General features: G+C 73.8%; 12 protein-coding genes. 6 read left to right on the forward strand and 6 right to left on the reverse strand.

The window, feature by feature from the left end; genetic code table 11:
* Window positions 1–3: 3 nt before the first annotated feature.
* From Q0963_RS11570 to Q0963_RS11585, 4 genes are read right to left on the reverse strand one after another with little or no spacing between them, the layout of a single operon-like run.
* Complete coding sequence (locus Q0963_RS11570; RefSeq protein WP_299445861.1) at window positions 4–1,578, reverse strand: peptide ligase PGM1-related protein; 1,575 nt, start codon at window positions 1,576–1,578, stop codon at window positions 4–6.
* Window positions 1,575–2,714: an adenylate/guanylate cyclase domain-containing protein gene (locus Q0963_RS11575; RefSeq protein WP_299445863.1), complete on the reverse strand. Its 1,140-nt coding sequence runs from the start codon at window positions 2,712–2,714 to the stop codon at window positions 1,575–1,577. Before Q0963_RS11575 ends, Q0963_RS11570 begins: the two co-directional genes overlap by 4 nt.
* Window positions 2,711–3,097, reverse strand: coding sequence for a response regulator (locus tag Q0963_RS11580; protein ID WP_299445866.1), 387 nt, complete (start codon window positions 3,095–3,097; stop codon window positions 2,711–2,713). Before Q0963_RS11580 ends, Q0963_RS11575 begins: the two co-directional genes overlap by 4 nt.
* Window positions 3,094–5,706, reverse strand: coding sequence for a GAF domain-containing protein (locus tag Q0963_RS11585; RefSeq protein ID WP_299445869.1), 2,613 nt, complete (start codon window positions 5,704–5,706; stop codon window positions 3,094–3,096). The genes Q0963_RS11580 and Q0963_RS11585 overlap by 4 nt, the downstream gene beginning before the upstream one ends.
* 334 nt (window positions 5,707–6,040) lie before the next feature.
* On the opposite strand from Q0963_RS11585, the gene Q0963_RS11590 reads away from it, so the two are divergent.
* Genes Q0963_RS11590 through Q0963_RS11615 form a run of 6 tightly spaced genes read left to right on the forward strand, consistent with a single transcriptional unit; the run spans window position 6,041 to window position 10,851 of the window.
* Window positions 6,041–6,436: a molybdopterin-binding protein gene (locus Q0963_RS11590; RefSeq protein WP_299445872.1), complete on the forward strand. Its 396-nt coding sequence runs from the start codon at window positions 6,041–6,043 to the stop codon at window positions 6,434–6,436.
* Window positions 6,433–7,221 carry a molybdate ABC transporter substrate-binding protein gene (modA, locus tag Q0963_RS11595; protein ID WP_299445875.1) on the forward strand — a complete coding sequence of 263 codons (789 nt, stop codon included), beginning with the start codon at window positions 6,433–6,435 and terminating at the stop codon, window positions 7,219–7,221. Before Q0963_RS11590 ends, modA begins: the two co-directional genes overlap by 4 nt.
* On the forward strand, window positions 7,218–8,042 hold the full coding sequence (locus Q0963_RS11600) for an ABC transporter permease (RefSeq protein WP_299445878.1): 825 nt from the start codon (window positions 7,218–7,220) through the stop codon (window positions 8,040–8,042). Before modA ends, Q0963_RS11600 begins: the two co-directional genes overlap by 4 nt.
* The gene (locus tag Q0963_RS11605) at window positions 8,039–9,097 is read left to right on the forward strand and encodes a sulfate/molybdate ABC transporter ATP-binding protein (RefSeq protein WP_299445881.1); all 1,059 of its coding nucleotides are present in this window, start codon (window positions 8,039–8,041) and stop codon (window positions 9,095–9,097) included. The genes Q0963_RS11600 and Q0963_RS11605 overlap by 4 nt, the downstream gene beginning before the upstream one ends.
* A gap of 60 nt (window positions 9,098–9,157) precedes the next feature.
* Window positions 9,158–10,312 carry an acyl-CoA dehydrogenase family protein gene (locus Q0963_RS11610; protein ID WP_299445884.1) on the forward strand — a complete coding sequence of 385 codons (1,155 nt, stop codon included), beginning with the start codon at window positions 9,158–9,160 and terminating at the stop codon, window positions 10,310–10,312.
* A 59-nt stretch (window positions 10,313–10,371) separates the two neighbouring features.
* Window positions 10,372–10,851, forward strand: a complete 480-nt coding sequence (locus Q0963_RS11615) for a hypothetical protein (RefSeq protein WP_299445887.1) — start codon at window positions 10,372–10,374, stop codon at window positions 10,849–10,851.
* A gap of 141 nt (window positions 10,852–10,992) precedes the next feature.
* Here the strand turns inward: Q0963_RS11615 and Q0963_RS11620 are convergent, their stop codons facing one another.
* Both Q0963_RS11620 and Q0963_RS11625 read right to left on the reverse strand, forming a co-directional pair.
* Window positions 10,993–12,339 (reverse strand): nitrate/nitrite transporter, encoded by a 1,347-nt coding sequence (locus tag Q0963_RS11620; protein ID WP_299445890.1) that lies wholly within the window; start codon window positions 12,337–12,339, stop codon window positions 10,993–10,995.
* Window positions 12,340–12,348: 9 nt separating this feature from the next.
* Window positions 12,349–13,152, reverse strand: coding sequence for an SDR family NAD(P)-dependent oxidoreductase (locus Q0963_RS11625; protein ID WP_299445893.1), 804 nt, complete (start codon window positions 13,150–13,152; stop codon window positions 12,349–12,351).
* Window position 13,153: the final 1 nt, after the last annotated feature.

A 13,153-nucleotide genomic window follows, 5' to 3' on the forward strand; every position in this document is an offset into this window, starting at 1 on the left:
AGGTCACCCCGCTCCGGCGAGGCGGGCGGGGCGCAGGGCCGCCTCGGCCTCGGCCAGCAGCAGCTGCTCGGCCCGGCGATAGCGCGCGTCGGCGTCGCTGGGGGTCTCGCCCACGGCGGTCAGGCCGACCCGCCCCAGCTCGGTGAGGCAGCTGATCATGTGGAACACGATGCCGACCTGTCGCGCCTGGTCGTAGTGCAGCCGGTGTCGCGCGACGATGTCGAACAGGTCGGCCGTCGACAACCCTCGCAAGGCCGGGGACTCCAGGTGGTCGGTCGCCACGAGATGCCGCTCCCGACCGGTCGGGGTCATGAACAGCGCCGAGACGGGGTCGTACCGGCCGTCGGTGAGGAACTGGAGGGTGAGGAACGGGTGGGTCGTGCCGCCCTTGCGCAGGTTGATCTCGATGGCGTACGTCGCCCACGATCCCGCCTCGTCGCGCACGACGACGAAGTCCAGCGCGAAGCGTCCGAGGACCCCCTCGCGGGCCAGACGGCGCGCGACGACCATCGCCTCGCCGCTGATGAGCCGGGCGTAGCCGTAGTCCGCGGGGAACCGGCAGCCCAGGTAGCTCTGCCCGGACGGCCCACCCAGCAGCTGGTCATGGGTCGAGAGCAGCTCGATCTCGCCGTCCGGCAGGATCCGCAGCTGCACCGACGGGCTGCGCAGCTCGACCCCGACGATCCGCTCCTCGACGACCCCGCCGCGCTCCGCCAGCTTCGCCACGTAGTCGTCGAAGCGGATCGTCGGCTTCTCGAAGGCCATGCGCTGGACCGCCTCCCGAAGCCCTGCGGTCTCCCCCGGTGAGCCTGCCGGGCCGAGACCGCGCAGGTCGACGAGCGCGTTCCCCGCCCCCGACACTCCCTCGTTGAGCTTGACGAGCGCCTCGACGGCGGTGGGGCGCGCGGCCCGCAGCCGGCCCAGGGCGGCGGCGACCTCGTCGACGCTGTGCAGGTCCTCGGACCCGAGTGGGTGCCGCACGCCCTCCTCGGCGAACAGGCGGCGGCACCCGGTCTTCGTCCCGAACGGAGCCAGCCTGGGGTCGGCGCCGTACATCGGGATCCCCAGTGCCAGGGCGAGGTCGCGCTCGCGCTCGGTCGTCGTGTACGGCACGAGGTGGGACCTCCCGAGGTCGGGCACGAGCGACGCGATCCGTTCGAGCAGCCGGGGCCGCTCCAGGAGCTTCTCGGTGAGCGGGCGGCCCGACGCGTCCCCGACGGGGACCAGGTGGAGCCGGGCGCGCGCGTGGCTCGGGATGACGCCGGGCAGCAATGCCAGGTAGTACTCGACGATCGTCGGGTCGATGGGCATCGACGTGACGTACACGATGCGCAGGCGCGGCTGCCGGAGCAGGAGCAGCAGGACGAGGAACCGCTCCTCCATGGCCTGCATCGCCGTCCCGCTGCTGGCCTCGACCTTGTCCATCGACACCGACGGGACGATGACGACGGACTCGTTCGGCTCGTTGAGGCCGATGATCCGCCAGACCGCGGGGAGCCGGCTCTGGAGCTCGTCGAACCTCGCGTTGCGCTCCTCCTCGGTGAGCGTGTCCAGGGTCGGCGGGGTCGTGGTGCTCACGGTGTCACCCGCGCCGCGTCGAGGCCGACGACGTCGAACGCGGACACGGGTCGGGACAGCCCCCGCAGTGGCAGCTCGCCCAGCGGTCGGGTCACGGCGATGCCCTCGACCGCGGACCGGACCCGCTGGGTGACGAGCACCTGCCAGGGCTCGGCCGTATCGCAGAGGCGGGCCGCGACGTTGGTCACCGTCCCGATCGCGGCGTAGTCGACGCGCCCCTCGAACCCGATCCGGCCCATCGTCGCGTACCCCTGCGCGATGCCGACCCCCAGCGCGAGATCGTGCCCGCGGCTGCGCCATCCCTCCGAGAGCTCCTGCGCGCGGGCCCGCATCGCCACCGCCAGTCGCACCGCACGGGCGGGGGCGTCGTCGACGGGGACGGGGTCGTTGAAGAACAGCATGACCCCGTCGCCGGTGAACCGCTCGAGGGTGGCGTCGTAGCGGGTGACGAGGTCGCCGATGGCCGCGTGGTACTCCCGCAGCACCGCCCACACCTCCTCCGGCTCGGCAGTCTCCGCGAAGGGCGTGAACCCCCGCAGGTCCGCGAAGACGACGGTGATCTCCCGGCGATGCCCTTCCGCCACGGTGTCTTCTCCGGCGGTCATCACGAGCTCGGCGACCTGCGGCGAGAGGAAGCGCCGCAGCCGGCCCACCCGCTCGAGCTCCTCGACCTGCGAGCTCACGCGGGACTCCAGCTCGGCGTTCCACCCGGCGAGCTCGGCGGCCTGGGCCTCGATGGTGTCGTGGTAGCGCTTGACCCGCAGCAGGCTGCGGACCCGGGCGAGGAGCTCCTGGTGGTCGAACGGCTTGGACAGGAAGTCGTCGGCCCCGGCCTCGATGGCCAGCACCTTCTCCTGGGCGCCGCTGGCGGTGATCATCACGACCGGCAAGAACGCGGTGCGCTCATCGGCCCGGATGCGGCGGCACACCTCGTAGCCGTCGATGCCGGGCATGAGGATGTCGAGCAGCACGACGTCGACGTCCTCGCGCACGAGCACCTCGAGCCCGGCCTCGCCCGAGGACGCGGTCAGCACGCGATAGCCGCGCGGGGACAGCACCGCGTCGAGGAGACGGATGTTCGCGTCGAGGTCGTCGACGACGAGCACGACCGGCGGGTCGGGTTCTGGTGCGGTCATGGCGACGGCCTTCCTCTCGTGATCATCGAGCGCACCTGGTCGGGCAGGTCCCGCACGCTGATCGGCTTCTCCCAGTACCCGTCGAAACCGGCCGCTCGCACCCGCTCGCGGTCCTCGGGCATGGCGAGCGCGGTGAGGGCGACGACGGGGACGTCGCGGGTGTCCGGATGGGCGCGGAGGGCGGCGAGCCCGGCCACCCCGTCCTGCCCCGGGAGCTGGAGGTCCATGAGGACCAGGTCGGGACGGCGGGCGATGGCCTCGACGAGGGCGTCGTCGGTCGTGCCGGCCTCGCGGACCTCGAAGCCGGCGTGCTCCAGCACCGCGCGGACGAGCTTGAGGTTCCGCTCGTTGTCCTCGACGACGAGCACGCGGCTCCCGGTCATGTCCGGCCCCTGCCCGAACCTGTCGTCGTCACCCGGTCGAGGAGCAGGAGCAGGTCGCGGGCCCCCGCCGGGGCGACGGAGGCGGCGACGGTCACCTCGTCCGCCAGGTGGGCCCACGTCGCGGGGTCCGCGCCGCCCGGCGCGAGCGCGACGACGGGGACGTCCCGCAGGACGTCGTCATCGTGCAGGGCCCGGACGGCGGCGAACCCGTCGTCGGACACGCTGACGAGGTCGACGAGGACGGCGTCCGGGACCGCCGCCCGCGCTGCCGGCAGCCCGTCGACGACGGTCGCCGACGCCCGGACCTGCCAGCCTCCGGACTCGAGCTGCTCGACCAGGGCGCCCCGCGTCGTCGGGTCCCGGTCGACGACCCAGACCCGCCGCGGGCCCGGCCCCGGCACGAGCCCCGCGCGACGCAGCGACTGGACGAGCAGCTCGCGCGCGACGGGCTTGACGAGGTAGTCGTCGGCTCCGAGGGCGTAGCCGCGCCCGCGCTCGTCGAGGATCGACACGACGATGACCGGGACGTCTGCGGATGCCGGGTCTCCCTTGACCCGCGCGAGGACCTCCCAGCCCGAGATGCCGGGGAGCCGGATGTCGAGCACGACCGCGGCCGGGAGCTCGCGTGCGACCACGTCGAGCGCCTCCTCACCGGAGGCCGCATGGACGACCCGGAAGCCCTGGTCGGCGAGCAGGATCCGCATGAGGTCCGCCGAGCGACGGTCGTCCTCGACGAGCAGGACGACCGCCCCACCGGGCGCGTCCGTCCCCGCATCCCCGGCGGCGGCCCGGTGCACGGGGACGGTGAAGCGGAAGGTGCTCCCCCGCCCCTCGTCGCTGTCGACCCACAGGCGTCCCCCGTGCAGGTCGACGATGCGGCGGCTCAGGGTCAGTCCGAGCCCCGTGCCCTCCTGGCCGGTCGTGGCGTGCCCGCCCTGCTGGAAGGACTCGAAGATGCGCTCCCGGTCCCGCGGCGCGATGCCGGCACCGGTGTCCACGACCGCGAGCTCGACCTCGGCGCCGCGGTCCTCGGCACGGACCGTGACCGTCCCGCCGGCGGGGGTGAACTTCACGGCGTTGGTCAGCAGGTTGAGCAGCACCTGGCGGACCCGCAGCTCGTCGACATCGACGAGCGGCAGGGAGTCCGGGACGTCGACGGCGAGGGTGAGCCCGCCCCGCGCCGCACGCTCGCGGACGAGACCGACCGTGGATGCGGTGAGCGTCGGCAGGTCGACGGGGCCGAGGTCGAGCTCCATGTGCCCGGCCTCGACCTTGGACAGGTCGAGGATGTCGTTGAGCAGGGCCAGCAGGTGCTTGCCGGAGTCGTGGATGTCCCCGAGGTACTCGGCCTGCCGATCGTTGAGGTCCCCGAACATCCGCTCGAGCAGGACCTCGGAGAACCCGATGATCGCGTTCAAGGGCGTGCGCAGCTCGTGCGACATCGAGGCGAGGAACTCCGACTTGTGCCGGCTCGCGACAGCCAGCTCCTCGCTCTGGCGCTCGAGACGCCGGTAGAGGTGGGCGTTCGCCAGGGCCAGCGACGACTGTGAGGCGAAGGTCTCGAGGAGCTCGCAGGTCTCGTCGTCGACGAGGCCGGGCTCGCGGCGCCTGATGACCAGAGCCCCCGCCACCCGGTCCTGTCGCAGCATCGGGACGGTGACGACCGACCGCCATCCCGCATCGCGCAGCAGCCGTAGGTGCGGGTCGGACGCGTGCTCGGCGAGGTCGGCGACCTGGAGGGGGCGCCGTTCGAGCGCGGCCCGACCGACGAGGCTGTCGTGCAGGCCGACACGGACCTCACGGAGGTCCTTGACCAGCTGTGGGGCGGTGCCGAACGTCGTCCGGACCCGGAACCGCTCGCTCTCGGAGTCGAACTCCAGGATCGACCCGCCGTCGGCCCCGGCGAGCGCCACGGCGTGGGTGACGATGGTCGTGAGGACCTCGTCGGGATCCAGGCTCGAGCTCACCGACTCGCCGACGGCGCTGAGGGCCTCCAGTTGGTCCAGCCGCCGGGTCAGCGCCTCCCGGTGGGCCTCGAGGTCCCGCATGAGGCGGGCGGTCCGGACCGCGATCGCGGCCTGGGCCGCATAGCTCGTCAGCAGCTCGACCTCCCGGTCGCTGAACAAGGAGACCGTGTTCCGCCAGAGGTTGAGCACTCCGACGACCTCGTCGTCGACGAGCATCGGCGCGCCGATGACCGTCCGGTAGTGCCCGAGGCGTTGGAGGTCCGTCCGGCTGTACTCCGGGTCGGCGAGCACGTCGGCGATCTGCTGGGTCTGTCGGTCATGGCCGACGCGGCCGACGAGCGCGCTGCGGTCCGCTTGGACCGGGTGGTCGCGCACGAAGGCCAGGAACGCCTCGCTCACGCCGGAGGACCAGGCGAGGCGGAACTCGTGCCCGTCGAAGAGGTACACGGCGGCGGCATCCCCCCGGGAGAGCCGCCGGGCGCTGTCCGTGACGGTGCGCATGACGGCGTCGAGGTCCGAGGCCGACCTGCCGAGGGCGCGCAGCACCTCGCCGGTCGCGTGCAGCTGGTCCTGCGCTTCGCGCAGAGAGTGCAGGAGATCGTCGTCGCCGCTCACGCTGGAGCGCCCGCTCGTTGTGGTCATGGAGACCTCCGCGCCCGATACCTACGAGTGTGGCCCTGAGTGGACGCAACGTCCATCGTCCTGACCAGTCCTTGCGTGACCTTGTCGGTCGATGTGAGGACGGACCGGGGCGTACCCGACGTGACCTATTGGTCGATGTGGGGACGGACCGGGGCGTACCTGACGTGACCTATCGGTCGATGTGAGGACGGACCGACCCGTACCTGCCGTGACCTATCGGTCGATGTGCGGACGGACCGGCGCGTACCTGACGTGACCTATCGGTCGATGTGGGGACGGGCGGCGGGGGTGGTTGCGAGGATGCGGTCGCAACTGCGGGGCTAGAGTGGCTTTCATGACGCAACTGCGGATCAGTGAGGCGGCGGCGCTGCTCGGGGTCTCGGACGACACCGTGCGCCGGATGGTCGACAGCGGGCGGCTGCCCGCCACCTCGGACGACGCCGGGCGCCTCGTCGTCGCCGGCGCCGACGTCGCGGCCATCGCTCAGGAGACCGCCCGCCCCGCGCCGGTCGGAGTGGTCGCCGACGAGTCCGCCCGGAACCGGATGAGCGGCATCGTCACGAGGGTCCTCACCGACACCGTCATGGCCCAGGTCGAGATGCAGTGCGGGCCGTTCCGCATCGTGTCGCTGATGTCGAGCGAGGCCGTCCGTGACCTCGGCCTCGAGGTCGGCACGGTCGCCGTCGCGTCGATCAAGTCGACGAACGTCGTCGTCGGGGTGGCCCGATGACCCCGGCAGCCCTGCGCCCCCTGCTGCTCGCCGCCGCCGCCGCGCTGACCCTCGGTGCGTGCTCGGCCGCGACGACCGCGGACACGACCCAGGCCGGCGACGACCCGACCGCCGGGGGTAGCGGCACCGTCACGGTCCTCGCCGCGGCCTCGCTCACCGCGCCGCTGACAGCCCTCGCCGAGCAGTACGAGCGGGACCATCCGGGGGTCACGGTGCGCCTCAGCTTCGGCTCGAGCACGACACTCGCCCAACAGATCTCCGAGGGGGCTCCGGCCGACCTGTACGCGAGTGCCGGCGAGGCCCCGCTCTCGCTCCTGCCCCCGGACGCCGCCGGTGACGGCGGCCGGGCGACCATCGCGCGCAACACCGTCGAGATCGCGACCCCGCCCGACAACCCCGGCGCGGTCGCCGACCTCCGCGACCTCGGCGACCCCGACCTCGACGTCGTGCTGTGCGCCGCGACCGTCCCTTGCGGCAAGGCCGCGGACGACGTGCTGCGCACCGCCGGCGTGACCGCCCACGTCGTGTCCCGCGAGGTCGACGTCAAGGCGACCCTCACGAAGGTGGTCCTCGGGGAGGCCGACGCCGCACTCGTCTACCACTCCGACGTCGTCGCGGCCGGCGGCGACGTGCGCGGCGTCGAGATCCCCGCGGCGGACAACGTGTTCCTCACCTACCCGCTCCTGTGGTTCAGCGACGACCCGGACGTCGTGGGCTTCGCCGACCTCGTGGCCGGCCCCACCGGCACCGCGGCGCTCGAGGCGGCAGGCTTCCTCGCCCCATGACCGCGCCCGCACCCACCGTCGCCACGCCAGGCGCCGCCCGCCGCCACCCCGGCCGCTCGCGGGCGGTCCTGCTCGTGCCCGCCGGCCTCGGCGTCGCCCTCGTGGTCCTGCCGCTCCTCGGGCTGCTGCTGCGCACCGACTGGGGGTCGTTCGCGAGCAACCTCTCGGCCCCGGTGGTCTGGCCCGCCATCCGACTCTCGCTGGTCACGACGCTCGTGACCGTCGCGCTCTGCTTCGTCCTCGGGACGCCGCTCGCGTGGCTGCTGAGCCGCGCGGACGGGCGGGCCGCGACCTGGCTACGGGCCGTGCTCACCGTCCCGGTGGTGCTGCCACCCGTCGTCGGCGGCGTGGCCCTGCTCATGGCCTACGGGCGGCGGGGAGTGGTGGGCGCACCGCTCTTCGAGGCCTTCGGGCTCCGGCTGCCCTTCACCCCGACGGCCGTCGTCCTCGCCCAGGTCTTCGTGTCGCTCCCCTTCTTCGTCCTGGCCGTCGAGGGGGCGATGCGCGCCGTCGACGCCCGCTACGACGCCGTCGCGGCCACGCTCGGCGCCACCCCCCTGCGGATCTTCGTGCGGGTCGCGCTGCCCCTGGCCGCCCCGGGCATCGCGTCCGGCGCAGCGCTCGCCTGGGCTCGCGCCCTCGGGGAGTTCGGGGCGACGATCACCTTCGCCGGCAACTTCGCCGGCAGCACCCAGACGGCTCCCCTCGCCGTGTACGTCGCCCTGCAGAACGACCCGCAGGCGGCGCTGGCCCTGAGCATCGCCATGCTCGCGGTGTCGCTGCTCGTCCTCGGGATGCTCCGCGGGCGGTGGATCCGATGACCCTGGACGCCCGCATCCTCGTCGACCGCGGCGCCGTCACCGTAGACGTGCCCCTCGCGGTGGCGGACGGGTCGGTCGTCGCGGTCCTCGGCCCCAACGGCGCCGGCAAGACGACCGCGCTGCATGCTCTCGCCGGGCTCGTGCACCTGCGGGACGGACACGTGCGGGTCGACGGCCAGACCTGGGCCGGCCCCGGGCTGCACCTGGACCCGGCCCAGCGCGCGGTGGGACTGCTCGCGGCCGACCACCTCCTCTTCCCGCACCTGACGGCTCGCGACAACGTGGCGTTCGGCCCCCGCAGCCGGGGGGCCCCCCGGCGCGACGCCGCCGCCCGGGCCGAGCGCGAGCTCGACGCCCTCGGCGTCGCGGACCTCGCGGGTCGCCGCCCGGAGGCCCTCTCGCACGGGCAGGCCCAGCGCGTCGCCCTCGCTCGCGCCTTGGCGACCGACCCCCGGCTGCTCCTGCTCGACGAGCCCCTCTCGGCCCTCGACCCGGCGGTCCGCCCGCACATCCGCGCCACCCTCGCCGCCCGGCTGCGCGCCTACGACGGGGTCACCGTCCTCGTCACCCACGACCCGCTCGACGCCCTGACGCTGGCCGACCACCTCGTCTTCGTCGAGGACGGCACGGTCGTCCAGGAGGGGACCCCGGCCGACGTCGTCGAGCGCCCCCGCGACCCCTACGTCGCCCACGTCGTCGGGCTCAACCTCTACCCCGGGACCACGACCGACGGCGAGACGGTGGCGACGCCGCTCGGGCCGGTCGTCACCGCGGGCCTGGGCCACCGGGGCCGGTCCTGGGTCGCGTTCGCCCCGTCGGCCGTGGCCCTCTACCCCGACGAGCCGCACGGGTCCACCCGCAACGTCTGGCGGGCCCGGATCGCGACCGTCGAGCTCGTGGGGCAGACGGCTCGCATCCGCCTGCTGGCCGGCGTCGACGACGTCCCGCTGCTCGCCGAGGTCACCGCCGGCTCGGTCGCCGCGCTCCGCCTCCACCCGGGCACCGCGCTGTGGGCCGGGGTCAAGGCCACCGAGGTCAGCGCCTACCCGTCCTGAGCGTTCGACGGGCCGTCCCGGGTTTTGTTGGACGTCCGAGTACCTCGCTACCCTCGGGCCATGTCAGCGACGAGGCTCATGCCGACCGAGGAGGGTCAGGACCTCATCGACCTGACCCGCGACATCTGCGCCAAGGAGCTGCGTCCGAAGGTCGACGACGCCGAGCGGGCCGCCGCCGTCGACGAGTCCTTCCCCACCGACGTGTTCCGCACCCTCGGTGCGGCCGGGCTGCTGTCGCTGCCCCACCCCGAGGAGCACGGGGGCTACGGCCAGCCCTACGAGGTCTACCTCCAGGTCGTCGAGGAGATCGCGTCCGCGTGGATGAGCGTCGCGGTGGGCGTCTCGGTCCACTCGCTCACCGCGTTCCCCGTGACGACCTTCGGCACCCCGGAGCAGCAGGCCGCGCTCCTGCCCGGGATGCTGTCGGGGGACCAGCTCGGCGCGTACTGCCTCTCGGAGCCCCTCGCCGGCTCCGACATCGCCTCGATGACGACGCGGGCCACCCGCGACGGTGACGCCTACGTCCTCAAGGGACGCAAGGCCTGGATCAGCCACGCGGGCCACGCCGACTACTACACGACCTTCGCACGCACGTCCGACGACGGCGGGAAGGGCCTGTCCTGCTTCGTCGTCCCCGCGGACGCCCCCGGCCTCACGTTCGGCACCCCCGAGAAGAAGATGGGCCTGCACTGCGACACCGTCCGCGAGGTGATGTTCGACGACGTCCGGGTCGACGCCGCGCGCCGGATCGGCGACGAGGGCCAGGGGATGGCCATCGCACTCTCCGCCCTCGACGCCGGCCGGCTCGGCATCGCCGCCGCGTCCACCGGCCTCGCCCAGGGGGCGTTCGACCTCGCCGCGGGCTACGCCAAGGAGCGCCGTCAGTTCGGCCGCGCGATCGGGGAGTTCCAAGGCCTCCAGTTCCTCCTCGCCGACATGGAGGCCGCCGTCACGTCCGCCCGCGCCACCTACCTGCACGCGGCGCGCCTCAAGGACGCCGGTCGCGCCTTCAGCAAGGAGGCCGCGGTCGCCAAGCTCGTCGCCACCGACGCCGCGATGCGGGTGACGACGGACGCGGTGCAGGTGCTCGGCGGCGCCGGCTACACCCAGGACTTCCCGGCCGAGCGGTTCATGCGCGAGGCCAAGGTCACCCAGATCTTCGAGGGCACCAACCAGATCCAGCGGCTCGTCATCGGCCGTCACGTGCTGCGCTGACGGAACGACCCGCGCCCCGGCCGCGTCCGAGCCACGAGGAACCCTCCGGAAGGAGCCGCATGCGCCACTCCCTCGTCGCGGCCGCCGCCCTGGTCGCCGCCCTGTCCGGGTGCGGCACCGCCGGCCCCGACCCCGCAGCGACGCCCACCGGGCCCACCGACGGCACCAGCACGTCGACGGGCCCGGCCCCGACGCCACCCAGCGGCACCGGGCGCCCCACCGTCCCGCCCCTGGGGGACGACTCCGTCCCGCCCGACCTCGAGTCCGACCCGCGCGTCCAGGCCGCCATCCTCGACGCGAAGGGGCGCGTGGGGGTCGTCGCCGCCGACGTCGTCGTCGCCGGGTACAGCCCCGTGACGTGGAACGACGGCTCGCTCGGCTGCCCGCAGAAGGGCCGCTCCTACACCCAGGCGCTCGTCGACGGCGAGCTGCTGCTGTTGCGGTCCGACCAGCGGGTGATGTCGTACCACTCGGGCGGCGGCGGCGACTTCACCTACTGCGCGGAGCCGAGCGACGGCTATACGCTGCGCACCGGCTGACGCCCGCAACAGCCCCGAACATGGAGAGACCGGGCCATCTCATACGTGGCCCGGTCCCGCTCAAGGCTAGGCACGGCACGGCGACGCGTGGGGTATCGACACGCGGCGGTCGCGTGAACGTCGGACGACCCCCGGCACCCGTCAGGGGTCGAGGTCGCGCGAGATCCCCGGCAGCAGCGTCTCGCCGTCGCGCAGGGCGGCGAGCGCCGCGGGGTTGAGCGTCTCGATGTGGCGGAGCCCCTTGCGCCGGTACCGGACGAGCTGGACGGCCCCGAGCCCCCAGAAGAGGAACTGCACCGACATCGCGATCCGGAAGTCGGCCCGGGTGTACTCGGCGGGCCCGCCGGGCGCCAGCCGGTCGAGCACGACGCCGATGAGCGCGATGCACAGCAGGGACGCGGTGAAGCCGCCGATGTTGACGACGCCCGTCGCGCGGCCGAGATGGGTGGAGGGGTGGAAGGTGCGGGCGAGGTCGAAGCCGACCATCGACCCCGGCCCGCCGACGGCCGTGACGACGGCGAGGAGGAACAGCAGCGGCACCGGCGCCGGGCCCGGCCACAGCAGGGTCACCGCCCACACGGCCGCGATGACGCCGACGATGCCGAGGACGAGCTGGGAGCGGCGGTACGGCAGGCGCGCCGTGAAGGTCGCGATCACCGGGCCGGCGGCCATCGCCGTCGCGGTCATGACGACGAGGACGAGGGCGGCGGTGCGGGGGTCCACCCCCTCGCTGAGCAGGAACGGGTAGCCCCACAGCATCGTGAACACGGTGGCCCCGAACTGCGAGGTGAAGTGCACCCACAGGCCGAGCCGGGTGCCCGGGTTCCCCCACACCTCGGCCAGCGTGCGGGCCAGGGCCCGGACCTTGATGCGCTCGACGGCCTCCCCCCGGTACGGGCTGTCCTTGACGGCGACGACGAGCGCGACGGACAGGACGAGCCCGAGCCCCGCCGCGGTCGCGTACGAGCGGGTCCACCCGAAGGTGGCGAGGGCCGCGGCCAGCGGTGTCGCGGCCGCCACCGCGCCCAGCTGGCCGACCATCCCGCTCAGCTGGGTGATGAAGGGGGCCTGCTTCACCCGGAACCACAACGCCACGAGCCGCAACAGCGACGTGAAGACCATCGCGTCGCCGGCCCCCAGCAGGACGCGGGCGGCGAGCCCCACCTCGAAGGACCCCGCGACCGCGAACCAGAACTGGCCGGCCGTCATCATGAGGAGCCCGATGAGCATGAGCCGCTTCGACCCGAACCGGTCCAGCAGCACGCCGACCGGGATCTGCATCGCGGCGTACACCGCGAGCTGGAGCACGGTGAACGTCGACAGCTGGGCCGCGCTGATGTCGAACCGGTCGGCGGCGAGCAGCCCCGCGACGCCGAGCGAGGTGCGGTGGAAGACGGCGAGGACGTAGACGGACAGGCCGACCGCCCAGATGACCCACGCACGACGACGCCCGATGTTGTGCACCTGGCGTAGGACGGGGCGGGTCACCCACCGAGTCTAGGAGCCGGTCGCCCGCTCCTCCGCGACCGAGTTGCCGCCGTCGACGACGACGACCTGGCCGGTCACGTAGCCGGCTCCGGGGCTCGCGAGCCAGCCGACGGCCGACGCCACCTCCTCGGCGGTGCCGGAGCGGCCGAGCGGCGTCGTCAGCCCTTCGCCCGCCTCGGCGGGGGTCTGCGAGCCGGTGGCGATCCACCCCGGAGCGACGGCGTTGACCGTGACCCCGTGCGGCCCCTCGTCGACCGCCAGGGCCCGCACGAGCCCGACGAGCCCGGCCTTGGCCGTCGCGTAGGCCACCTCGCGCCTCATCGCCATGACCGCCCCGGTGGCCGAGGTGACGACGACGACGCGGCCGCCGCCGGCGACCCGCAGGTGCGGCAGCGCGGCACGGGTGAGGTGGTACGTCGTGTCGAGGTTGCGGGCGAGGGAGGCCGCCCAGCGGGCGGGGTCGGTGCCGAGCAGGTCGCCCTCCCCCATCTCGGGGTCGGAGACCGACACCATGCCGGCGTTGTTGACGAGCACGTCGAGCCGGCCGGTCAGGTCGAGGGCCGCGGCGACGACGCGGGCCGCTCCGTCCTCGTCGGTGAGGTCGGCCGCCACGCCCGCGGACCGGACCCCGAGGGCCCCGATCTCCGCGGCTCGCTCGAGGACCCGGTCCGTGGTGGCCGTGACGACCACGTCGGCGCCGCACCCGGCGAGGAGCCGGGCGCAGGCCATCCCGATCCCCGTCGGGGAGCCGGCTCCGGAGACGACGGCGGTCCGGCCGCGCAGGTCGACGGCGGACGGGAGCGACAGCGGCACG

Source organism: uncultured Phycicoccus sp., assembly GCF_947495705.1.
GTDB lineage: Bacteria > Actinomycetota > Actinomycetes > Actinomycetales > Dermatophilaceae > Phycicoccus.

Bases quoted from the DNA above. Each gene is read 5' to 3' on its own strand.
- Q0963_RS11575 (WP_299445863.1), bottom strand. From the start codon at position 2,714: ATGACCGCACCAGAACCCGACCCGCCGGTCGTGCTCGTCGTCGACGAC.
- Q0963_RS11580 (WP_299445866.1), bottom strand. From the start codon at position 3,097: ATGACCGGGAGCCGCGTGCTCGTCGTCGAGGACAACGAGCGGAACCTC.
- Q0963_RS11585 (WP_299445869.1), bottom strand. From the start codon at position 5,706: ATGACCACAACGAGCGGGCGCTCCAGCGTGAGCGGCGACGACGATCTC.
- Q0963_RS11590 (WP_299445872.1), top strand. From the start codon at position 6,041: ATGACGCAACTGCGGATCAGTGAGGCGGCGGCGCTGCTCGGGGTCTCG.
- modA (WP_299445875.1), top strand. From the start codon at position 6,433: ATGACCCCGGCAGCCCTGCGCCCCCTGCTGCTCGCCGCCGCCGCCGCG.
- Q0963_RS11600 (WP_299445878.1), top strand. From the start codon at position 7,218: ATGACCGCGCCCGCACCCACCGTCGCCACGCCAGGCGCCGCCCGCCGC.
- Q0963_RS11605 (WP_299445881.1), top strand. From the start codon at position 8,039: ATGACCCTGGACGCCCGCATCCTCGTCGACCGCGGCGCCGTCACCGTA.
- Q0963_RS11610 (WP_299445884.1), top strand. From the start codon at position 9,158: ATGTCAGCGACGAGGCTCATGCCGACCGAGGAGGGTCAGGACCTCATC.
- Q0963_RS11615 (WP_299445887.1), top strand. From the start codon at position 10,372: ATGCGCCACTCCCTCGTCGCGGCCGCCGCCCTGGTCGCCGCCCTGTCC.